The organism is Saprospiraceae bacterium (assembly GCA_016717265.1).
Lineage (GTDB): Bacteria > Bacteroidota > Bacteroidia > Chitinophagales > Saprospiraceae > Vicinibacter.
Genome location: JADKFX010000001.1, coordinates 1,577,366 through 1,598,015, shown reverse-complemented (window position 1 = coordinate 1,598,015; position 20,650 = coordinate 1,577,366). Strand labels below are relative to the sequence as shown.

At 33.5% G+C, this 20,650-nt stretch carries 23 protein-coding genes; 9 read left to right on the top strand and 14 right to left on the bottom strand.

The features are described 5' to 3' along the window. Nucleotide 1 precedes the first annotated feature (1 nt). The 3 genes from IPO86_06280 (at nucleotide 2) to IPO86_06270 (ending at nucleotide 2,344) form a co-directional block, all read left to right on the top strand. On the top strand, nucleotides 2-1,165 hold the full coding sequence (locus tag IPO86_06280) for a DUF3179 domain-containing protein (protein MBK9727710.1): 1,164 nt from the start codon (nucleotides 2-4) through the stop codon (nucleotides 1,163-1,165). A gap of 156 nt (nucleotides 1,166-1,321) precedes the next feature. Continuing rightward, nucleotides 1,322-1,780: a hypothetical protein gene (locus IPO86_06275; GenBank protein ID MBK9727709.1), complete on the top strand. Its 459-nt coding sequence runs from the start codon at nucleotides 1,322-1,324 to the stop codon at nucleotides 1,778-1,780. 39 nt (nucleotides 1,781-1,819) lie between these two features. After that, on the top strand, nucleotides 1,820-2,344 hold the full coding sequence (locus IPO86_06270; GenBank protein ID MBK9727708.1) for a DUF3575 domain-containing protein: 525 nt from the start codon (nucleotides 1,820-1,822) through the stop codon (nucleotides 2,342-2,344). An 80-nt stretch (nucleotides 2,345-2,424) separates the two neighbouring features. Here the strand turns inward: IPO86_06270 and IPO86_06265 are convergent, their stop codons facing one another. Continuing rightward, a complete protein-coding gene (locus IPO86_06265) occupies nucleotides 2,425-3,042 on the bottom strand; it encodes an HmuY family protein (GenBank protein MBK9727707.1) in 618 nt (205 codons plus the stop codon). Between the two features lie 2 nt (nucleotides 3,043-3,044). Then, complete coding sequence (locus IPO86_06260) at nucleotides 3,045-5,168, bottom strand: TonB-dependent receptor (protein MBK9727706.1); 2,124 nt, start codon at nucleotides 5,166-5,168, stop codon at nucleotides 3,045-3,047. A gap of 162 nt (nucleotides 5,169-5,330) precedes the next feature. Here IPO86_06260 and IPO86_06255 point away from each other — a divergent pair, with 162 nt between their 5' ends. Both IPO86_06255 and IPO86_06250 read left to right on the top strand, forming a co-directional pair. Beyond that, nucleotides 5,331-6,212 carry a helix-turn-helix transcriptional regulator gene (locus IPO86_06255; protein MBK9727705.1) on the top strand — a complete coding sequence of 294 codons (882 nt, stop codon included), beginning with the start codon at nucleotides 5,331-5,333 and terminating at the stop codon, nucleotides 6,210-6,212. Nucleotides 6,213-6,219: 7 nt separating this feature from the next. Then, on the top strand, nucleotides 6,220-6,915 hold the full coding sequence (locus tag IPO86_06250) for a two pore domain potassium channel family protein (protein ID MBK9727704.1): 696 nt from the start codon (nucleotides 6,220-6,222) through the stop codon (nucleotides 6,913-6,915). A 20-nt stretch (nucleotides 6,916-6,935) separates the two neighbouring features. Here IPO86_06250 and paaZ read toward each other — a convergent pair whose 3' ends face one another. From paaZ to IPO86_06225, 5 genes are all read right to left on the bottom strand, one after another. Next, complete coding sequence (gene paaZ / locus IPO86_06245; protein ID MBK9727703.1) at nucleotides 6,936-9,008, bottom strand: phenylacetic acid degradation bifunctional protein PaaZ; 2,073 nt, start codon at nucleotides 9,006-9,008, stop codon at nucleotides 6,936-6,938. A 29-nt stretch (nucleotides 9,009-9,037) separates the two neighbouring features. Beyond that, nucleotides 9,038-9,502 carry a hypothetical protein gene (locus IPO86_06240; GenBank protein ID MBK9727702.1) on the bottom strand — a complete coding sequence of 155 codons (465 nt, stop codon included), beginning with the start codon at nucleotides 9,500-9,502 and terminating at the stop codon, nucleotides 9,038-9,040. Nucleotides 9,503-9,631: 129 nt separating this feature from the next. After that, nucleotides 9,632-10,852, bottom strand: a complete 1,221-nt coding sequence (locus IPO86_06235; protein ID MBK9727701.1) for an acetyl-CoA C-acyltransferase — start codon at nucleotides 10,850-10,852, stop codon at nucleotides 9,632-9,634. A 239-nt stretch (nucleotides 10,853-11,091) separates the two neighbouring features. Further along, complete coding sequence (arsS, locus tag IPO86_06230) at nucleotides 11,092-12,129, bottom strand: arsenosugar biosynthesis radical SAM protein ArsS (protein ID MBK9727700.1); 1,038 nt, start codon at nucleotides 12,127-12,129, stop codon at nucleotides 11,092-11,094. A 26-nt stretch (nucleotides 12,130-12,155) separates the two neighbouring features. Beyond that, nucleotides 12,156-12,491: a carboxymuconolactone decarboxylase family protein gene (locus IPO86_06225; GenBank protein MBK9727699.1), complete on the bottom strand. Its 336-nt coding sequence runs from the start codon at nucleotides 12,489-12,491 to the stop codon at nucleotides 12,156-12,158. Between the two features lie 98 nt (nucleotides 12,492-12,589). Between IPO86_06225 and IPO86_06220 the strand changes: the two genes are divergently transcribed. The 3 genes from IPO86_06220 (at nucleotide 12,590) to IPO86_06210 (ending at nucleotide 14,565) form a co-directional block, all read left to right on the top strand. After that, a complete protein-coding gene (locus tag IPO86_06220) occupies nucleotides 12,590-13,297 on the top strand; it encodes a TIGR04283 family arsenosugar biosynthesis glycosyltransferase (GenBank protein ID MBK9727698.1) in 708 nt (235 codons plus the stop codon). A 118-nt stretch (nucleotides 13,298-13,415) separates the two neighbouring features. Then, a complete protein-coding gene (locus IPO86_06215; protein ID MBK9727697.1) occupies nucleotides 13,416-14,009 on the top strand; it encodes a YceI family protein in 594 nt (197 codons plus the stop codon). Nucleotides 14,010-14,148: 139 nt separating this feature from the next. Then, a complete protein-coding gene (locus IPO86_06210; GenBank protein ID MBK9727696.1) occupies nucleotides 14,149-14,565 on the top strand; it encodes a hypothetical protein in 417 nt (138 codons plus the stop codon). A gap of 117 nt (nucleotides 14,566-14,682) precedes the next feature. Here IPO86_06210 and IPO86_06205 read toward each other — a convergent pair whose 3' ends face one another. After that, nucleotides 14,683-15,108, bottom strand: coding sequence for a hotdog fold thioesterase (locus IPO86_06205; GenBank protein ID MBK9727695.1), 426 nt, complete (start codon nucleotides 15,106-15,108; stop codon nucleotides 14,683-14,685). 80 nt (nucleotides 15,109-15,188) lie between these two features. Between IPO86_06205 and IPO86_06200 the strand changes: the two genes are divergently transcribed. Beyond that, a complete protein-coding gene (locus IPO86_06200) occupies nucleotides 15,189-15,968 on the top strand; it encodes a hypothetical protein (GenBank protein ID MBK9727694.1) in 780 nt (259 codons plus the stop codon). A 116-nt stretch (nucleotides 15,969-16,084) separates the two neighbouring features. Here the strand turns inward: IPO86_06200 and IPO86_06195 are convergent, their stop codons facing one another. The 6 genes from IPO86_06195 to paaA form a co-directional block, all read right to left on the bottom strand. Further along, complete coding sequence (locus IPO86_06195; GenBank protein MBK9727693.1) at nucleotides 16,085-17,227, bottom strand: 3-hydroxybutyryl-CoA dehydrogenase; 1,143 nt, start codon at nucleotides 17,225-17,227, stop codon at nucleotides 16,085-16,087. Nucleotides 17,228-17,233: 6 nt separating this feature from the next. Continuing rightward, the gene (locus IPO86_06190) at nucleotides 17,234-18,010 is read right to left on the bottom strand and encodes an enoyl-CoA hydratase/isomerase family protein (GenBank protein MBK9727692.1); all 777 of its coding nucleotides are present in this window, start codon (nucleotides 18,008-18,010) and stop codon (nucleotides 17,234-17,236) included. A gap of 12 nt (nucleotides 18,011-18,022) precedes the next feature. Further along, the gene (gene paaJ, locus IPO86_06185; GenBank protein ID MBK9727691.1) at nucleotides 18,023-18,505 is read right to left on the bottom strand and encodes a phenylacetate-CoA oxygenase subunit PaaJ; all 483 of its coding nucleotides are present in this window, start codon (nucleotides 18,503-18,505) and stop codon (nucleotides 18,023-18,025) included. Between the two features lie 68 nt (nucleotides 18,506-18,573). After that, complete coding sequence (paaC, locus tag IPO86_06180) at nucleotides 18,574-19,326, bottom strand: phenylacetate-CoA oxygenase subunit PaaC (protein ID MBK9727690.1); 753 nt, start codon at nucleotides 19,324-19,326, stop codon at nucleotides 18,574-18,576. Between the two features lie 8 nt (nucleotides 19,327-19,334). Beyond that, the gene (paaB, locus tag IPO86_06175; GenBank protein ID MBK9727689.1) at nucleotides 19,335-19,616 is read right to left on the bottom strand and encodes a 1,2-phenylacetyl-CoA epoxidase subunit B; all 282 of its coding nucleotides are present in this window, start codon (nucleotides 19,614-19,616) and stop codon (nucleotides 19,335-19,337) included. A gap of 75 nt (nucleotides 19,617-19,691) precedes the next feature. Continuing rightward, complete coding sequence (gene paaA / locus IPO86_06170) at nucleotides 19,692-20,621, bottom strand: 1,2-phenylacetyl-CoA epoxidase subunit A (protein MBK9727688.1); 930 nt, start codon at nucleotides 20,619-20,621, stop codon at nucleotides 19,692-19,694. Between the last annotated feature and the right edge of the window lie 29 nt (nucleotides 20,622-20,650).

Below are 20,650 nucleotides of genomic sequence, written 5' to 3'. Positions count from 1 at the left end.
TATGAAATATTTATTTTATACAGCATCGATTTTATGGATACTTTTTGAATTTGCCAATGTATATTTTATTATGCCTTTACCGGGAAGTCAAAAAATAAATTCATTGGAATTTGCATATTCACTTTATTCCTGGAGATGGTATATTCGATGCCTTCTTGGACTTGCAATGATATCAGGCTTTCTTGTTGCTTTTCAAAAATCGAAGTGGTTAAGTACCTTGGTTTTCCTTTTTGTACTTTTTGTGATTTATCAATTTAATTTTGAATTTCCAGCTGATAAAATGTTTTATGCTCCAAAAAATTTAATTTTAAAACCCATAGATTCAAATGAAATTGATCCTGATCGCCTGGTCTTAGGCCTTTCAATGAATGGTGAATTTAAAGCATATCCAATATATTTAATTGGTTACCATCACCAAGTAGCAGATAAAATTGGAGACAAATCAATCTTAATAACCTATTGCACAGTTTGCCGAACGGGCAGATGTTATGAAGCTCTTGTAAACCATAAGTTAGAAAATTTTAGGTTAGTCGGAATGGATCATTTTAATGCCCTGTTGGAGGATCATTCGACCAAAAGTTGGTGGCGACAATCAACTGGAGAATGTGTGGTTGGACCTTTGAAGGGCAGCTTCTTAGCTGAATTTCCATCCCAGCAAACTTCTTTAAAAACCTGGATTGATTTACATCCAAATACTCAAATTATGCAGGAAGATCCTGTTTATAAAATAAAGTATGATAGCTTAGCCTTATATGAAGCTGGTAAATCGAAAGGTAAATTAACCAAAAAAGATAGTAGTTCATGGAGTGATAAATCCTGGATTATAGGAATTCAAATTGGAAATGATAGCCGAGCCTATGATTGGAATCAATTAATTAAAGATCAGATGATTCTTGATCAAATTGGAAATACTTTTATTGTATTATTACTTTCTTCTGACAAAAAAAGTTTCTTTGCATTTGAAAGACCTACACCGGAATCTAAATTTATATTTAGAAATGATAGCTTATTTATGAATTCGATTTACTATCGTTTTACTGGTGAATCATTGAATTTTACATCTGTAGAGCATCCAAAATTGAAACATATCAATGCCTATCAGGAATTTTGGCACAGTTGGAAAACGTTTCATCCGAATTCAGACAGGTATCAAGTTTTGGAATAAAAAACTGGAAATAGTTAAATAATTAAACACATATATTTATTTAATATTTATATTTTCTTGTTATTGTATTTTTTATACATACATTAATTGTTAATATTAAACTATTTACAACGTATTAAGGATTTCAGTATGTTTATGTTTTGATTGCTTGAACTTATGCAAAAGATATTCCTGCTTATATGTATCTGTTTTTTAATGTCCAGAAATGGATTTTCTCAAACAAATATTATTAAAGTAAATCCAATTTTTTTTGCTGCTGGTTTCTTTCACGCTACTTATGAGCATGCTCTAAACTCAAAATCCTCATTATCCTTAGGTATGGGATTTTATGCTGGAAACGATGGTGGATTTGCAGCAACGAGCGAGTATAGATTTTATATTACCCATAAAAATCGTCCGAGCCCAGCTGGATTTTATGCAGGTCCAAATATTTTGTTACTAAATATTGATGACGATGTTGAAACTTCAATAGGCGCCTTAATAGGATATCAATGGGTTTGGAAAAGTGGTGTATCCCTTGATTTAGGACTAGGTCCACAATATTCATTGGTTGGTGATACTTTTGGGAATGGTGTTTTACCATATGGAGTGTTTGCAATGGGCTATCATTGGTAGTCCTTTTAAAATAATTTAATTAACTAAATAAACAAACAAATGAAAAAGATTTTCTTCTCCTTTATTTTATCGTTTCTTATGATTCAGGTTTATAGTCAAAACCAGATTATTAAAACGAATCCACTTGCCTTTGCATTTGGAAATATTAATTTGCGCTATGAAAAAGCAATAAATCAAAAAACTTCATTTCAATTTGGAGGAAACTTTTATTCCAGAAAATTTGGTGATATAAAAACGACTGGATTTGGAATTGATGCTGAATTTCGTTTTTATATTACAAATCGAAAAAAGCCAGCACCAGAAGGTTTCTACATAGGCCCAAATATTGGTTTTGATATTAATAAAACGAAAGAAGATGGTACCGATAATAGTGCTTCTTTTAATTTATTTGGGATTGGGGCTACCTTAGGGTATCAATGGGTTTGGGATAGTGGCTTTACTTTAGAACTCGGAATGGGACCTCAATACAGTATTTTTGCGGGTAAAGATGACAATCTAGATACTACGGTAGATTTTGAAGGAATCCTTCCTCGTTTTGTTTTTGCAATTGGATATGCATTTTAGGCAAAGCTTAATTACATAAAAAAAGAAAAGCCCATGGATTTATTTCGATGGGCTTTTCTATTTCTCATGAAATCGAATGATTATTCAAATTTAGTACTTCCACTTGGCTGATATACATAACGAAATGTATAATAACGCGGAGCATCTGCTCTACTATTCGGAGCTATTGGTGAATCTTTATAATAGCTTAATATTTCCATTTTTACAAATTTATTATCCGCAGTTTTAATCACGAATATTTTTCCTGGTGTTGGATTAAAAACCATCGCAGCAGCATCATATGTATACCAAGATTTTCCAATGGCCAGATTTGCCAAGGTTGAATCTGTTTTAAAAATACCAGATACGGGAACTTCCTTAATGTCTGAAAACAAACCAGTTTCAACAAAAGCAGCACCTAATCCTGGACCACTTGTTCCGCTGTTGATTAATATAGTACTTGCCTTAAATGCAATATCCCATTTTGCAGTTGCACTATCTGTATTGGGTACAATTGTACTATCACTAAACCTAAAAAAAGTAAATAAGTTTTTAGTCCCTATAGGGGTACCATTTGTTGGATCATAACTAGTTGCTGGATCAGCTGGTAAATTCACAATTTTCACTGAACGTACTCCATTGATTGTTACAGGATCGTCACTGCAAGAATAAAAAGAAAATAAAATACTTAGTAAAAATAAATAATAATTGATTTTCATAATCATTTTTTATAAAGTTTATAATTGACATTTAAATATAAATTTCGCCCAAATAAACTTGGGATATGATCCGAGTCTATATAATTAAAAAGATTATCAGCCCCCAATTGGATTCTAAATTTATCTAATAAATTCTTTGAAATTGACACATTACACAAAATATACCCATCAACAAATTGATCATATTGATCTAAAATTGAATTGCCATTAATATCTGAAGCTGGACGAATATTACCTTGAACACTGCCCGCCGTATTCGAAATTCCGAACTTCCCTTTATAAATCAATCGAATACTGGCATCCCAATGATGTTTCTTGTTTTCGTAAAAAAGTTTTAAAGATTCGGTATGTCTGGAACGATTATATAATCCGAAATAATCAGATTTTTTGATTCGATAGGTTTCTTTTGAAATCGGATCTCTTCCAAAAACTTGACCTTGATTAATTTGATCCAAGATCTCCTTATCCATTGCAAATAAAATTTGTGACGACATTTCAATGTGTAAGCCGAAATTTAATTTATGAATCACACTAAATTCTAAACCTTGTGTAAAAGCTCTTTTTATATTCGAATAGGAATAAATTGTTTTTTGATCAATAGTCAAAGCAATAGGTTGTGACTCAATCAATCCTTCCAAATCATTTCTGAAAAAATTAACATCAACATGACCATTAGCATTATAATAAAATTGAAATCCAGCATTAATCGCCATTGACTTCTCAGGATCTAATTTTCCGATTAAATTGACATCATAGAAGAGCTGTTGAATTTCGCCATTATTTTTTAACTTTTCAATTTGATATTTCAATTCATTGGTACCAAATACAAAATATCCGGCAGCTGCATTCTTGAAATTCAAATACAAATATCTAAAATCAGGTGCTTTAAACCCTGTTCCAAATGAACTTTTTAGCTTCCAACGTTTTCCAACAGACCATTGTGCTGCAAATTTCGGACTCCATTGTGATCCATAAATTGTGTTGAGATCATAGCGAATTCCACTGACAATTTCAAAGCGATTTTTGATTGTCCATTCATGTTGTATATAAACAAAATTTGTTTGCTGATTTCGTTGTTCTGAATCAGCATATCGCGAAGTTTTCACGGATTCAAATGCACTTCCAATACCTGCTGTCCACTTTTGAAAATCCTGAAAATAACAACTCGCCTGAATTTCAGGTCTGATAAATAGTTGCTGGAAACTATCTGTATAATAAACCTCCCGGCTGTCATTTTTAAATAATTGTGTATTGGTTTCATAAAAACTTCCATAAACGGATGTATTTATAAAAGTATGATTTGCAAGCTTTAACTTATACTGCGGATTTAAACTAAAATCTTTTACATAAGCGTGTCCGAATACCCGAATTGAATCTAAACCATTGACAACTTGATATTCATTTTCTTGTGTTTCAAAATAAGATTTTCCACTTAATGAAAAAATGTGCCGTTCTCTAAAATCCTTTTTCAATTTCAATTGCAATGTCGAATTATAATAAGGCGATACTGTCTGCCCATAAATATTCGGCGATAAATCAAAACCAGCAGTCCTAAAATGATTGCCAAAAACACTAATACTTAAATCATTCTTGATAAGATTCGTTTGCAACGAAGCATCTAAGGTATTGTTGCTGGCATATTTTAATCCAAGATTTAGCTTACTTACTTCAGGTGAATGGGTGATAATATTGATCACTCCACCCAAGGCTTCTGAACCATACAAACTAGAGCTGGGGCCTTTTACAATTTCAATTCGCTTAATATTTGCTACCGTAATCCGATTCAGTTCTAAGTTTCCTGTAAGTCTTCCAATTAAGGGTTCCCCATCAATTAAAATCATGGTATAATCTGGATTTAAACCTTGAAGTTGAAGACCATTGCCAAAACCGTTAATTTGAGGCACGATGGACAGACCGTTTTGTTCGCTCAGGATATCCTGCAATCTACTGGATCCACTCATACTAATAATCTTAGCCTTGATTATTGAAACCGGCATTGGGACACTAATCAAGCTGCGCTCAGTCTTCGTAGCCGTTATAACTACTTCATTCAAGTTAATTGAGTCACTTTGAGTCGAAGCTTGTAAGCAACTAAAAATAGCAACTATAAATAAAATAGATTTCATTTGGACCACAAAATTGGCTGCTTAAAATATAGAAAAATAACCCATTCAGCATAATCCATAACCCAAAAGGTCATATCTTTAGAGATTGAAATCAATTTATGAAATCAATGCTTATATGTTAAAACCTATTAAATATGTATTCACACGCTATTAACTCCCAACATGCTGAGTAGGAAAAATACCCAAAACGGAAATTCGATTAACTGCTTTGAAGACGCCGAACTTTTTTTAGAAATAATTAAGCCAGAACATATCCTTCAAAGGGGGACTTATATTTTTGGAAAATCAAAAGTCCATATTTTATTTTGTCTTCAAACCGGTGTACTGTTCCGTTTTGGTCCGGTATATTCAAGGTTACTTGCTGCGGGTAAAGCCTTTATAATCTATAATCCTGAAGCCGATTTATCAACAATTTTGGAATCCAGCGATCCTGGACATATTATTCATATTTCTTTAAGCCTACAAAAATTACATCAATTATTTGTGCCTGGACACCAATCTGCTTCTGTTTTTAAGCTCTTTGATTCACAATTAAAAACTTATGAAGAAATCGAAATTGAATCAGAACTACTTTTGGTTTTAAATCAGCTGACACAAAAAAGTAATAATCCAGACTTAAACCGATTATTTTACAATGCCAAAATTCTTGAAATCATTAGCCTATTATATCTGGAAAAACCACAACAAGTTGAACATTGTCCATTTTTGAAAAATGAAGCAACTGTTAGAAAAATTAAAAATGCAAAAGATATTTTGATAAGTGAATATAAAAATCCACCAACGATTCCAGAACTTTCCAAAGCAGTTCAATTAAATGAATTTCAACTTAAATCAGGTTTTAAAGAAATTTATGGAATTGCACCCTACCATTTTTTAATGGCCCATAAATTAGAAATTGCTAAACAATTATTGTTAAGTGGTGATTACCAGGTTCAAGAAGCAGCTTACGAAATTGGTTATAGCAATACAAGTCATTTTATAGAAGCCTTTAAAAAACAATTTGGAATGACACCTAAAAAATTAACTTCAAATAAATTTATATAACTAGATTATGAAGGCGTTTTTTAAAAAACTAATCCTCGGTAAACCAAATCTTGAGCAAAAATCGACTCCTAAAGTAATTGACCGCAGAAAACGAAATGTTAAATCTATTTGGGAAAATGAACATCATAATGATATCGGACTTGAAAAAATTGTACGCTTGCTGTTAGCAAGTTCTCAGTTTCTATTTCCGGGAAGTTATATAAAGCATTATTTTGAAAAAAAAGGGATTCATTATAAAGATTTAGCTGTTGACGCACTTGTATTGACAAAAGTTTGTTTTCCTATATTTATTTTAAAATTTCAATTAGAACACAATAGTTTCTTTTTCTGGTTTCAAATATGGTTAGTTTTAGAGACCATTTTATATATACCAACCTTAATTTTTGCATCAGATACAATGACTCGAACAAGATCCTACAGAAGATCTATGTTATTGGTATTTCTAAATTACATAGAAATTATTCTGGCATTTGCTGTCTTTTATGCATCCGGTGATCATCTCAATAAACCATTAGATAATTGGTATGATTCTGTTTATTTTAGCTTTACGACTGCATCCTCCATGGGCTTAGGAGATTTTCATCCAGTTACACCTTTTGGTAAATTATTAGTTTGCATTCAAGCAATTCTATTTTTATTGTTTGTGGTGATCTTTTTAAACTTTTTTTCAAATAAAGTAGAAAGCAAAGGATATTTTGAATAGTTCTATGTTTTAATTAATATTTAAATTTTCTTTTTCACCATTGTCAAAATGGTTGCAATTGCCACGATATCATTGTCTTGGTCAAAAACTTCTACCAACCATCTCACAATTCCACAAGGCACTTCATGATCTATAATTTCCGGATGCTCCTTGTTTGGAATTTTAATGGAACTTTCTTGATCCATTTTTTCTTTTACAGTTAATTTTACAAAAATTGTCATGCCAGGATAAACCGGTTTGGTAAATCTGCATTCATCAATTCCGTAATTTAATAGCACAGGACCTTTCTTTGCATCCACAAATAATCCAGCTGCTTTGGATAAAATAAAGTAACCATGAGCAACCCGACTTTTAAATAAGGTTCCTTCTAAAGAAGTGGCATCCATATGGGCATAAAAATTATCACCACTTACATTTGCAAAATTTGTAATGTCTGTTTCACTAACAGTATGGCCTGCTGTAGTGATACGATCCCCTATAAAAAGCTCTTCAAAATATTTTCGAAACAAATGAATTTCACTTTCATTGGATTTTGCACCTTGCTGATATACTTGTGAAATAGAACTTATCATTTCCGGTGAACCTTGAATAGCAACTCGCTGTAAATAATGTTTTACCCCTCGAAGTCCGCCCATTTCTTCACCACCTCCAGCCCTTCCAGGGCCACCATGCACAAGCATCGGCATTGGAGATCCATGCCCGGTACTTTCCTTAGCACATCGCTCATTTAATATTAATATTCTACCATGATATGATCCTGCACCTAAAGCATATTCACAAGCTATGTTTTGGTCATTTGTAATTATCGATGAAACTAAAGAACCTTTCCCCAATTTTGAAATAGCAATCGCTTCCTCCAAATCCTGGTAAGGTAAGATCGTACTAACCGGTCCAAAAGCCTCCAACTCATGTGTCAATCTATTTTCAAACGGCTTTTCATTGAGCATTAAAATCGGAGACAAAAATGCCCCTTTACTTGGATCTGCACCAACTACTTCTACAGTATTCAAATTTCCAAATACAATGGGTGTAAAAGTTGCTAATTGTGCTACCCGTTCTTTGACTTCTAAAAGTTGAATGCTTCCTGCTAATGCACCCATTCTTACCTCTTCCCGATCCGGATTTCCAATAACTGTATTTTTCAATTTTTGTGATAAAGCAATTTGAACATCCTCCACAAGGGCTGAAGGAACGATAATCCTTCGAATAGCGGTACATTTTTGTCCGCATTTTGCGGTCATCTCCCGATGTACCTCTTTAATAAAAATTTCAAAATTTGCACTCCCCGGTTTTACATCCGCTCCTAAAATACAAGCATTTAATGAATCTGCTTCCATCGTAAATGGTACAGATTCTGAAAGAATTCGAGGGTGTGATTTTAATAATTTTCCAGTAGTAGCAGAACCCGTAAAGCTTACCACATCCTGATTACTTACATGATCTAAAATGGATTGTGCAGAACCACAAATTAATTGCAATGATCCTTCTGGCAAAATTCCAGAAGCAATAATATCTTTAACAACCGCCTCTGCCAAATAGGAAGTAATCGTTGCAGGCTTGACAATAGCGGGTACACCCGCCAGCAGATTTACAGAAATTTTTTCAAGCATTCCCCAAACAGGAAAATTAAAAGCATTTATGTGAATTGCTACACCTTCTTTAGGGACCATGATATGATGGGCAATAAAACTTCCAGTTTTAGATAATGGAATCATATCTCCATCTACATAAAATTTTTGGTTCGAAAATTTTTTACGCAAACTAGCGTACGCAAATAAGGTTCCAATTCCGCCATCTATATCAATCCAACTATCTGTTTTTGTTGCACCTGTTTTAAAGCTAATTGGATAATATTTTAATTTCATTTCTGTAAGATGCAAAGCAAGTGCTTTTAGCATTCTTCCCCGTTCCTGAAATGTCATTTTTCGCAAAGCTGGACCACCTTTCGTTCTAGCATATTCAATCATGCTGCCAAAGTCCAAACCCTTACTACTTGCGGATCCTAAAAGTTCTCCTGTGATTGCATTGTAGAGTAATTGCCCTTCACCATCACCTTCAACCCAGGCTCCTAATGCAAAATTATTAAGCTTCATAATATTGTTCTTATTTCTGTTTTAATTAACTATTGATATACTCCAAATTGATTTAAATGGTGCCAACAATGTTTATATAATAAGGAAACCCAATGATTATAATCTAAATCACCAAAAAATGGATTTCTAATAGTTTGATTCTTATTTGCTTCCCATTGAGCAACAAAACCATTCAGTTCAAACTCTAATTCGGCTATACTATCATTTATAGTTCCAAATTTAACATCTTTTGGTACTTCCGACATTAATACATTTTTTGTATTTTCCTTAAACGGTGTTTCCGATAATACAAAAGCTTGTACTCTTGGTAATTTTTCTTCTGGAGTCAGAATTCCTGTATAAACATCTTTTCCATTTGCCATTCGAAATGCATCTGACATATGTTCAATCATTTGTTGCACATTCATCGTACCCCATTTCCTTTCTGCCAATGGATCTAATTGCTTAATTAAATGAATGTATTCCGTTTTTAAAAATTGTTCTTTCTTCTGCATTTAAATTAAGTTTATTTAGGTTCGATGAATTGCTAAAGCTTAAAATGTAAAACATATAATTTTACAACTGCTAAATTTAAAAATTAATATTCTAAAAATTCAATCAGCATTGAAATTTGATTCTAAAAATTAGATATTACAATTCTCAATAACGCAAGCATAGCCTTGACCAACTCCAATGCACATTGTTACTAATGCATATTTTTGTTTTCTCAATTCCAACTCTAATGCTGCTGAATATAAAATTCTTGCTCCAGACATTCCTAATGGATGGCCCAAAGAAATTGCGCCTCCATTTGGATTCAAACGAGGGTCGTTGAATTCAATTTTCCATTCCTGTAAGCAAGCCAATACTTGTGCAGCAAATGCTTCATTCAATTCAATAATATCCATATTTTCCAAAGTAAGGTTCGCACGTTTTAAAGCTAATAAGGAGGCAGGCACGGGTCCAATCCCCATGATATTAGGTTCTACACCACAAACAGCTGCAGCTAAAATTCTTGCCATTGGCTTTAAGGAATGCTTCTTAATAGCCGATTCAGATGCCAATAATAGGGCTGCAGCTCCATCATTCAATCCTGATGCATTTCCTGGAGTCACACTACCTCCTTCTTCTGTTTTTTTAAATGCAGGTTTTAATTTTGCAAGACCTTCCAGACTAGTGGATGGTTTTAAAAATTCATCCTTACTAAAAATAGTACTTAGTTCATTTTTTAATCTTAATTCGACTGGCTGAATTTCCTTATCAAACCTTCCTGAATTTTGTGATTGAAAAGCTTTTTGCTGACTAGCAAATGCAAAAGCGTCCTGAACTTCCCGGCTTAATTTATATCTGGATGCAAGATTTTCAGCTGTTTCACCCATGGAATCAGTACCATATAAGGCTTTCATTTTAGGATTAATAAAACGCCAGCCAAAACTGCTATCTGCCAATTCTGCATCTCTTCCAAAAGGAGCTGAAGATTTTGAAATTACATAGGGTGCTCTGGTCATACTTTCCACCCCACCTGCAATGATTAAATCCCCTTGATCCATGGATATCGCTCTATATCCACTAATTACAGCTGCCAGTCCGGACGCACATAAACGATTCACCGTTTCTCCAGGTACTTTCCATGAAATGCCAGCAAGTAACAAAGCCATTCTTGCAACATTCCTATTGTCTTCTCCTGCTTGATTGGCACAACCTAAGATCACATCATCAATAAACTCAGAATCAATATTTGAATTTCTTTGCATCAATGCATTTAAAGCTAAAGCTGCCAGATCATCTGTACGAATAGATGCTAGGCTCCCTCCCAATTTCCCAATAGGAGTTCGGATACCATCTACAATAAAACAATCTTTCATATTAAGATTTTTTATAATATAAAAAAAACTTCTTTTCAAAATCCAAATCGCAGACAAAGCTACTATCAAATAAACAAATGCAATATTTTCCGACGGTACTTAAACATTCTAACATGAATTTATAAAGAATTCCGCTGACTCGATTTTGAATTGATTGATTTGCTTGGGAAAGTTCTCCTATAAATGAATTTCCACTCCTAAAGGGCGCGAACAAACATAAAAGAATTTTAAATTCTAAACTATACAACAGCACCTCCACAACTGCTGCCAGATCCTGCAGTACATCCAAAACAATGTTGGTTTACAACAATTTCCCGATTTAATAAATTATCATGATTATAATCCCGAATATGTTGAGCTGAAGCATTTACTTTTAAATCTAACATTTGATTAAAATCACAATCATAGATATAGCCATCCCAACCTATACTTATGGTATTTCTGCACATTACATTTTTAGCAGCAATACGATTATACGATTGCACTAATTTATTCATATAGCTTTCATAATTACCAGAAACTAAAAGGTAATCAAGATATCTACTGATTGGCATATTTGTAATTGTAAACAAATTATTAAATGATATATCAAAATCTGTTTTTAAAGATTTTTTAAATTCCTTTTCCAGAATAGATTGATCCGTTGGAAGAAATGCTCCAGCAGGATTGTATACCAGATTTAATATTAGACCGGATCCTTCTGCACCATAGCCAACCTCATTCAACATTTTTAATGCCCGAATGGAATCTTCAAAAACTCCATCTCCGCGTTGTTTATCGGTGCGATCTTTAGTATAAAATGGTAAAGAAGAAATTACTTCAACTTGATTTATTTTGAAAAAATCAGGCAGGTCAAAATACTTTTTATTTGCGACAATGATGGTCAAATTACATCGAACCATCACATGTATTTTTAGTTTATGAATTTCCGTAACAAACCATCTGAAATCCGGATTCATTTCTGGCGCACCTCCAGTTAAGTCAACTGCTTTGTATCGTCGATTGTTTGCTAAAATATCGAGACATTGTTCCATCGTTTCCCGGGTCATAATTTCTTTTCGATCTGGACCCGCATCAACATGACAATGTTTACAGGTTTGATTGCACATTTTTCCTACATTGATCTGAAATATTTCAAGATCTGTAGGTTTTAGTGGATATAAATCAGATTGAATTAATTTTTCCGTAAATGGAATTAAATTAGCTTCCTGCTCTAACAAATTAATTTGATAACCCGATTCAGCCAGTGCATGATGCATTGCCTTTAGACTTTTCATGTTGTAGATTTAATTCAAGAGTTTAATTACATGGATATTGCTTTCACTTTGTTCATCATTTGAACGCCATGAACCAAAGATGCGCCACCCCGAATTGCCGCTGCAACATGCACGGCTTCCATCATTTGTGCTTCACTATAGCCTTTTTCAAAGGCATCTGTGCTATATGCATCAATACAATATGGGCATTGAACAGCATGTGCAACAGCCAATGCAATAATTGACTTTTCACGGGCTGTAAGGGCACCTTCCACGAATACTTCGCCATACCAGGCAAAAAACTTATCAGCTACATTTTTCTTAAATTCACCGATATCGCCAAACTTTCCCAAATCACTCGCATTATAATAATGGTTATTCATAATTTAAAAATTAATATTGCAAATATAATATGCCTAATACCTATTAATAATTTATTTTAATTTTGGTTCAATATAAAATATTAAACTTAAAGTAAGAAATGTCTCAAAAAGCTATCAAAATTTCTGTAATTATACCCGTATATAATGAAGAGAAAAAGATCTATAATCTGGTTGCAAATATAAAAAAAGCAGCGAATGCTCACGTAGCAGAGGTCTTGGTTAGCGATGGTCAAAGCAACGACAACACGAGATCAGAAGCGCTACGGGCAGGAGCAAAAGTGATTTTAAGTCACAAAAAAGGGAGGGCCTACCAAATGAACCTGGCAGCCCAACAAGCAACCGGAGAGTTCTTATACTTTTTACATGCAGATGTCGAAAATCATGAAAATTTTTGTTACCATATTCAAAATACCTTGAGCAATGGAGTTGATTTAGCATGTTATCGTTATCGATTTGATTCAAAAAAACATTTATTAAGAATAAACAGCTTTTTGACTCGATTTCATACGATCTGGTCTGGAGGTGGCGATCAGTCTTTGATGATTAGAAAACAAATTTTTGAACGCTGTCATGGATTTAAAGATGACATGATCATAATGGAAGATTTCGAATTTGTTGAACGTGCTAAAAAACAAGGGTTTACTTTCAAAATAATTCCATATGAAATTAAAGTATCGGCCAGAAAATATGATAAAAACTCTTGGATTCGTGTTCAAATAGTTAATCTATTAACTTTAATTGCTTGGAAAATCGGTGTATCCCAAAATAAATTGCATTTGTTCTATCAAAGATCTTTAAACTGGTAAGTTTGATTTACAAATACGTTAAAATCAAGTTAAATACCAATAATTCGCCTGCTTCTATAAAACCATTTTGCTTCAATTTGTATTTTAATTGCTATTCTCTAATTAAAAAAAAATAACGATGAAACAAATGCTTTTATTAATACCTATTGTAGGTATATTGGGATTTACACTAATAGCTTTTAAACCAGCTGCAGTAACACATAAAGTGGATTTAAAACAATCCTCCATGAGTTGGACTGGTCATAAAGTAACTGGTAAACATTCAGGTTTGATCAATTTAAAATCTGGTGAATTAAAATTTGATGGCAATAAATTAGTAGGTGGTTCATTTGAGATTGATATTACAAGTATCAGTTGTTCTGACTTAAGTGGTGAATATGCAGATAAACTAATAGGTCATTTAAAAAGTGATGATTTTTTTGGAGCAGCAAAGTATCCAACCGCTAAATTAGTAATTACAAATGCAGCAGCTCAAGGCCCAGGTTTATATAAAATTACAGGAGATTTAACGCTGAAAGGAACCACAAAACCAATCCGCTTTCTTGCAACTGTAAAAGATGAAAATGGAATGAAAACTGCCAATGCAGAAATTAAAATAGACCGTGTAGATTTTAATATTAAATATGGCTCTGGTTCATTTTTTGAGGACTTAGGAGATAAAACGATTTACGACGAATTTGATTTAAATGTCAAATTGGTAACTAAAAAATAATATTAAATATTGTTTTAATATATAAACCGCTGTAAATCATTATAGCGGTTTTTTTATTTAAAATTTATTCACAATCATATATTGATATTTGTATATTTGAAATGACAAAACGATTTCTTTTAACAAAACAATCAATTTTATGAACACAAAAACTATTATTGCTGCGGTAATTGGAGGTTTATCTTCCTTTCTTTTGGGATGGCTATTTTATGGTATACTCTTCAAAGATGCACTGGCAGGAATGTGCGGTTCTGCAACCGGTGTAATGCGGGCAGATGATCAAATGGTCTTTTGGGCATTAGCATTGGGAAATGTTGTAATCGGTTATTTAGTTGCTTACATTTTTAGCAATTGGGCAGGCATTAATACCTTTATTGGTGGTGCAAAAGCAGGTGCCTTATTAGGTTTATTGTTTAGCCTGGGATTTGACTTAATAATGTATGCTACTTCAAATATAACCACATTAAACGGAGTATTTCTTGATGTCCTTATTCAAACTATTATGTGGGCAATTTCTGCTGCATTTGTTGGATGGTGGTTAGGAAGGAGTGCCTAATTTTTAAATTCAATTAGATCCTAAAAAGACCGGCTGAATGCTAAATTTAGTCGGTCTTTTTTGTTTTATAATTTGCAAAATTCAATGGTAAGCATACCTCTAATTAAAATTTAATTTTTAGCTACCTAGATCCCATTCCGTTTCCTTTATAAAAACCATACCGCCAAATAATGCTACTAATATTCCAAGTTGATTTGTAACACTAATTTCGTAAATACCCAATCTTTTAGACCGTGATTTTTCTTTTGCTTCAGCAATTAAACAATCCCCTTCCTGTACTGGCTTAATATGATTCACAGAACATTCAATTGAAACTGCCTGCTGTCCATAAGCATTTGACGCAAAAGCAAGTGCACTATCTGCTAAGGAAAAAGTAATGCCTCCATGTGCAATTCCAAATCCATTCAACATTTCTTTTCTAACGATCATTTTTAATTTGCAATAACCTGCATATTCTTCCATCCGCTGTATGCCTAACCATAAACTAAAAGGATCATTTAAATACATCTGATCGATAATCTTTGAAGCCCTAGTATTCTCCATATAAATTACTCTATTTTAATTCAAATTTAATCAAACTCTCTAAACAAAGCATTTATCTTTGTAACAATACAATTTAAACTATGAAACAATGCTACTTAATCCTACTATTGCTTAACATAAATTTGAATGCCGGTTATTCACAAATCAATTATTCCGGCAGTTATACTGGAATCATTAACCAGGATCCATTAAAGTTGGAACTCCTGGAAACCGAGTTAACAATTTATACGGGCAATATGCAGGATAGCCAACAAAAATATATTATTACAGCTTCTGTAGTTGATGGAAAATTAGTTGGCAATGCAATAGAACAGAATTTGGGAATTAATTTTATTTTAAATGCAAGCTTTCATTCCGGAAAATTAAAATTAGAATTACGCTTAGATGTACCTGGAAATATAAAAACTATGGAAGTCATTTTAGATAAAAAGGAACGAGCCATTAACACAGATGAAAAATCAAATGAGAAAAAAAATTCATTTCAATTTCCAAAAGAAGCCAATCACAATCCTCAACTTATTGGGATCTGGGCCAAAGAACAAATCTATAATTCGGGTACTGGTAGTGACTATATGGGAACTACGCACAAAGAAATTTTAATTTTATTTGAAAATGGTAACGTTGGTGATGGAGGTTCGCAAACTACTATAAGTGGTTCCAATTTTCTTGGCCAATCCCAATCTGAATATAAAGCTTTGCCAAATGTATTTTGGTATAATATTGGAAATCAACTTTATTTCACAAGTCTAGAAAACGGTAAATCGGAAACGGTTCATTTAGGAAAATATTACATTGAAAATGCTGCGATGCTAATTACTTCAAAAAATGGAGAAAAATCATTGTTGAAAAAAGTAGAATAATATTTTTTAATGCAATAAAGAATGAATATTCCATTTGTATTTAAAAACCTTATACAGGTTAACATCTTATAGCGTTCTTCCTAGTGAATACCCTTTTGATTTCTACTAAAAAAAGATTAGGACATCATTCTAATTAGGCCTTGACTGCAACGATATCGCTCTTCCTTATAATTCTCATAAAGATGATTCATAAAATGAACACAATGCTGAATTCCAATTTCTTCACCCCAGCTTAATAAACCTTTCGGATAATTAACCCCTTTAGTCATTGCAATTTCAATAGCTTCCCGGGAAGCAATTTTATAATACCAGGCATCTGCAGCTTCATTAATTAACAGTACTAAAATTCTCCAGGCTATATTGCGAAGTACATCTGGACTTTCAGAATTTACTACCTGGGTTGAATTAGAATAATCATAAAAACCTTTTCCACTTTTTCTTCCATACCATCCTGCTGAAACCAAATTTCGCTGTGTTACAGAAGGCTTATAACGGGCTTCATAAAAACAAGATTCCCAAACGGATTTCGTAACTGCAAAATTTACATCATTCCCAATAAAATCCATTAACGCAAAGGGCCCCATTTTAAAATTATAAATACTCGTCATAGCATAATCAATGGTAATAAAATCTGCCAATCCTTCTTCATAAATGCGCAATGCTTCAGAATAATAAGGACGCGCAATCCGATTAACAATAAAACCCGGTGAATCCTTGGCTTGCACAGGAATTTTTAACCAACTTTCCATGAGTTCAATCACCTCCTGGGTGTACTTAGGATTGGTTTGCAAGGCAGGAATTACCTCCACCAAAGGCATAACTGTTGCTGGATTAAAGAAGTGTATCCCGATAAATCGATCTGGTTTATTAATGGAAGATGCTAAATTGCTTATACTTAAAGAGGAGGTATTGCTCGCAAGAATACAATCTTCAGAAACAATCTTTTGAAGCTCTCCAAACAATTGTTTTTTTGTCGACAAATCTTCAACAATTGCCTCGATTATCAAATTACAATCTGAACATGCTGACAGAGAATTAGAAAAATAAATACGCCCCATTATTGCGATTGACTCTGTCACACTAATTTTTGCTTTTTCAGCAAGCTTATTAACTTGCAATTGCAACTGAACTTGTGCTTTTTGAACGGCTGATTCCAGAACATCATAAACGACAACAGAATGACCAGACATAGCAGCAACTTGAGCGATTCCAATTCCCATGGAACCAGAACCAACAATTCCTATGATTGCTTTTCCCATAATTAATTATTGTCCTTTAAAGACTGGCGACCGCTTTTCAAGGAAGGCTTGTATTCCTTCTTTAAAATCGTCTGTTTGACCTGATTCAATTTGTGTTCTTAATTCAGAATTCAGCTGTTCTTCTAATGTATTTGAAAAACTTTCATTCAATAACTTTTTAGTCAATACTAATGCTTGAGTTGGCATCAATGCAATTTGTAAAGCTAATTTTTCAACTTCAGATGGAAACAATGTATCTGAAAAAACCTTATAAATCATCCCCATTTGCAGAGCATCGATTGCCATAATTCTTTCACCTGTCATCATCATTGCAGAAGCTTTTTGCCAACCAATTAATCTTGGCAGAAAAAAAGTTCCACCACTATCTGGAATTAAAGCAATTTTAGAAAACGCTTGAATAAAACTTGCAGATTCCGTTGCAACAACAATATCACAAGCCAAAGCTATATTTGCACCTGCACCAGCAGCCACCCCGTTTATAGCAGCAATAACTGGCTTTTTAAGTTCTCTGATTTTACGGATAATCGGATTATAATGTTCTGTAATTATTTTCTCCAAACCAGGACCCATGGGATCTGTAGCTTCTTGTAAATCTTGTCCGGCACAAAATGCCTTTCCTTCACCACTCAAAACCACACATCGAATCTTTGTATCTTGTTCAACTTGCCTTAAGATGTCAAGTAATTCCAAAGCCATTCCCCGATGAAAAGAATTAAAAACCTGAGGCCTGTTTAAATAAATCCAAGCTATATTCTGCTCCACTTTAAAATTAATAAACTCCATACTTTTTAACTTCTAGTGACATTTAAAATAATCGAAAGGTTCCTTACAATCAATGCAACGAAACAATGCTTTACATGCCGTTGAACCAAATTCACTGATTTTAAGAGTATTATATGAATCACATCTTGGGCACTGAATTTTATCTTCTTCTTGAAATAAGTCTATTGAAATTCTAGCATGTTTATAAGGTGGAGCAATTCCATAATTTTTTAATTTCTCCTTGCCTTTTTCAGTCATCCAATCAGTAGTCCATGCAGGAGATAGAACCGTTTCGATTCTACAATTTATTCCTTCTGCATCCATAGCAGCTTTAATATTCATTTCAATCATTTGCATCGCCGGACAACCCGTATATGTTGGTGTGATCTTTATAACAGATACATCATCAACAATACTGATATCCCTTATAATCCCCATATCAAGAACCGTCAAGACTGGAACTTCTGGATCATATACGGTCTCTAAAATAGATTCTATTTTATTTTTTAGATCCATTAGATTTCATGGTTTTCAATCATCAGAATTAATCTTATTTATGCTTTCATTTTAAAATTCGATAGAACCTACCAAACGAGTCCAGGGTATGCCCTCTGCATATATTGCAACGATGCAAGAATATATCCTAATTGTTCGGTATGCTGTCCTGATTTTCCTCCTGTTTGCATCCATTCTGAGGATGGTTTTACAATATGCGCCCGTTCGAATACTTCTTGAATTTTAGAAAACCATTGATCCTTTATCGCAGAAATATCTGGAATCATTCCTTCTTTTATCATCTGATCTTCATACGGGCTGGATTCAAATAATTCACCCGTAAAACTCCATAAATCATTGACTGCAATTTGGATCTTTTGATTTGATATTTCGGTGCCATCACCTAATCGGATCATCCATTCTGCACTCCATTTTAAATGATACGCTGTTTCTTTAACAGTTTTTTCAGCAATGGATGATAATCTTTTATCATTGATAGAACACAATATCATAAAATAAGGAAACTGAAATGCATCCATAAAAAATTGCCGGGCAACAGTATAAGCAAAATCTACATTTGGATGCTCCACTAATAAGCAATTTTTATAATCCCATTCATCTCTTAAAAATGCAAGTTGGTCTTCTGTACTATCAGGACCTTGCAATTCAGCTGCATATTGATAGAGTAATCGGGCCCGCCCAATATAATCAAGCGAAATATTGGTCATCGCTATATCTTGTTCTAATACTGGCCCATGTCCACACCACTCCCCTAACCGCTGCCCTAATATTAAGGCATTATCCGCTAAATGCAGTACATATTGAATTTTTGTTTCTTTCATATCCATGATTACATATGCTTTACTTCATCTGGCAAATCATAGAACGTCGGATGCCGGTAAATTTTATCCTGCGCTGGTTCAAAAAAAGAATCGCTATCAGCTGGATCTGATGCAATGATATGTTTCGATTCAACAACCCAGATACTAATTCCTTCTTGTCTTCTGGTATAAACATCCCGAGCATTTTCAATCGCCATTTGTGCATCTGCAGCATGCAAACTACCAACATGTTTATGGTTTAATCCTGATTTATTTCGAATAAAAATTTCAAATAAAGGCCAATTTTTCATATACTACTATTTGTTTCAATAATATTAATATTCAAATCCGTTTGTTTGCACTCCGAAAAAATACAATCCAACTACTTAATTTTTGCTATGTTTTTCTGCATATGCAGCCGCTGCATCTCTCACCCAGGCTCCATTTTCATGTGCAGCCACTCTTGCTTTTAAACGTTCTTTGTTACAAGGCCCATTGCCTTTTACAACCTTCCAGAATTCATTCCAATTTATATCCCCAAAATCATATGATTTTCTTACTTCATTCCATTTTAAATCCGGGTCAGGAATTTTTAAACCAATCAATTCAGCTTGTGGAACGGTCATATCTATAAATCGCTGTCTCAATTCATCATTTGTAAATCTCTTAATTTTCCATTTGAGACTCTGTGCAGAATTTGGAGAATCTGAATCATTTGGTCCAAACATCATAATACTTGGCCACCACCACCTGTTTAAAGCATCTTGTGCCATTTTTTTTTGCACATCTGATCCTTTTGCAAGGGTTAACATGATTTCATAGCCTTGTCTTTGATGAAAACTTTCTTCTTTACAAATACGAATCATAGCTCTTGAATAAGGACCATAGGAAGTTCTGCACAATGGGATCTGATTTTGAATTGCTGCACCATCTACTAACCAACCAATGGCACCCATATCCGCCCAGGAAATTGCTGGATAATTAAATATACTTGAATATTTTGCTTTACCAGAATGCAAATCCTGAAGCAATTCATCGCGTTCTACTCCGAGTGTTTCACAAGCACTATATAAATAAAGTCCGTGACCTGCTTCATCCTGGATTTTAGCCAACAAAATAGCCTTTCTTTTTAATGATGGAGCCCTTGTTATCCAATTTCCTTCAGGTAGCATTCCAACAATTTCTGAATGGGCATGCTGACTAATTTGACGAATTAAAGTTTTCCGATACTCCTCTGGCATCCAATCCTTTGGTTCTATGCGTTCTTCATTATCAATTTTAACTTGAAAATGTTGTTCAAAATCTTGCCTAAACATAATTTTATAATTAAGGTTAATTATTCGCT

Bases quoted from the DNA above. Each gene is read 5' to 3' on its own strand.
- IPO86_06280 (MBK9727710.1), top strand. From the start codon at position 2: ATGAAATATTTATTTTATACAGCATCGATTTTATGGATACTTTTTGAA.
- IPO86_06275 (MBK9727709.1), top strand. From the start codon at position 1,322: ATGCAAAAGATATTCCTGCTTATATGTATCTGTTTTTTAATGTCCAGA.
- IPO86_06270 (MBK9727708.1), top strand. From the start codon at position 1,820: ATGAAAAAGATTTTCTTCTCCTTTATTTTATCGTTTCTTATGATTCAG.
- IPO86_06265 (MBK9727707.1), bottom strand. From the start codon at position 3,042: ATGAAAATCAATTATTATTTATTTTTACTAAGTATTTTATTTTCTTTT.
- IPO86_06260 (MBK9727706.1), bottom strand. From the start codon at position 5,168: ATGAAATCTATTTTATTTATAGTTGCTATTTTTAGTTGCTTACAAGCT.
- IPO86_06255 (MBK9727705.1), top strand. From the start codon at position 5,331: ATGCTGAGTAGGAAAAATACCCAAAACGGAAATTCGATTAACTGCTTT.
- IPO86_06250 (MBK9727704.1), top strand. From the start codon at position 6,220: ATGAAGGCGTTTTTTAAAAAACTAATCCTCGGTAAACCAAATCTTGAG.
- paaZ (MBK9727703.1), bottom strand. From the start codon at position 9,008: ATGAAGCTTAATAATTTTGCATTAGGAGCCTGGGTTGAAGGTGATGGT.
- IPO86_06240 (MBK9727702.1), bottom strand. From the start codon at position 9,502: ATGCAGAAGAAAGAACAATTTTTAAAAACGGAATACATTCATTTAATT.
- IPO86_06235 (MBK9727701.1), bottom strand. From the start codon at position 10,852: ATGAAAGATTGTTTTATTGTAGATGGTATCCGAACTCCTATTGGGAAA.
- arsS (MBK9727700.1), bottom strand. From the start codon at position 12,129: ATGAAAAGTCTAAAGGCAATGCATCATGCACTGGCTGAATCGGGTTAT.
- IPO86_06225 (MBK9727699.1), bottom strand. From the start codon at position 12,491: ATGAATAACCATTATTATAATGCGAGTGATTTGGGAAAGTTTGGCGAT.
- IPO86_06220 (MBK9727698.1), top strand. From the start codon at position 12,590: ATGTCTCAAAAAGCTATCAAAATTTCTGTAATTATACCCGTATATAAT.
- IPO86_06215 (MBK9727697.1), top strand. From the start codon at position 13,416: ATGAAACAAATGCTTTTATTAATACCTATTGTAGGTATATTGGGATTT.
- IPO86_06210 (MBK9727696.1), top strand. From the start codon at position 14,149: ATGAACACAAAAACTATTATTGCTGCGGTAATTGGAGGTTTATCTTCC.
- IPO86_06205 (MBK9727695.1), bottom strand. From the start codon at position 15,108: ATGGAGAATACTAGGGCTTCAAAGATTATCGATCAGATGTATTTAAAT.
- IPO86_06200 (MBK9727694.1), top strand. From the start codon at position 15,189: ATGAAACAATGCTACTTAATCCTACTATTGCTTAACATAAATTTGAAT.
- IPO86_06195 (MBK9727693.1), bottom strand. From the start codon at position 17,227: ATGGGAAAAGCAATCATAGGAATTGTTGGTTCTGGTTCCATGGGAATT.
- IPO86_06190 (MBK9727692.1), bottom strand. From the start codon at position 18,010: ATGGAGTTTATTAATTTTAAAGTGGAGCAGAATATAGCTTGGATTTAT.
- paaJ (MBK9727691.1), bottom strand. From the start codon at position 18,505: ATGGATCTAAAAAATAAAATAGAATCTATTTTAGAGACCGTATATGAT.
- paaC (MBK9727690.1), bottom strand. From the start codon at position 19,326: ATGAAAGAAACAAAAATTCAATATGTACTGCATTTAGCGGATAATGCC.
- paaB (MBK9727689.1), bottom strand. From the start codon at position 19,616: ATGAAAAATTGGCCTTTATTTGAAATTTTTATTCGAAATAAATCAGGA.
- paaA (MBK9727688.1), bottom strand. From the start codon at position 20,621: ATGTTTAGGCAAGATTTTGAACAACATTTTCAAGTTAAAATTGATAAT.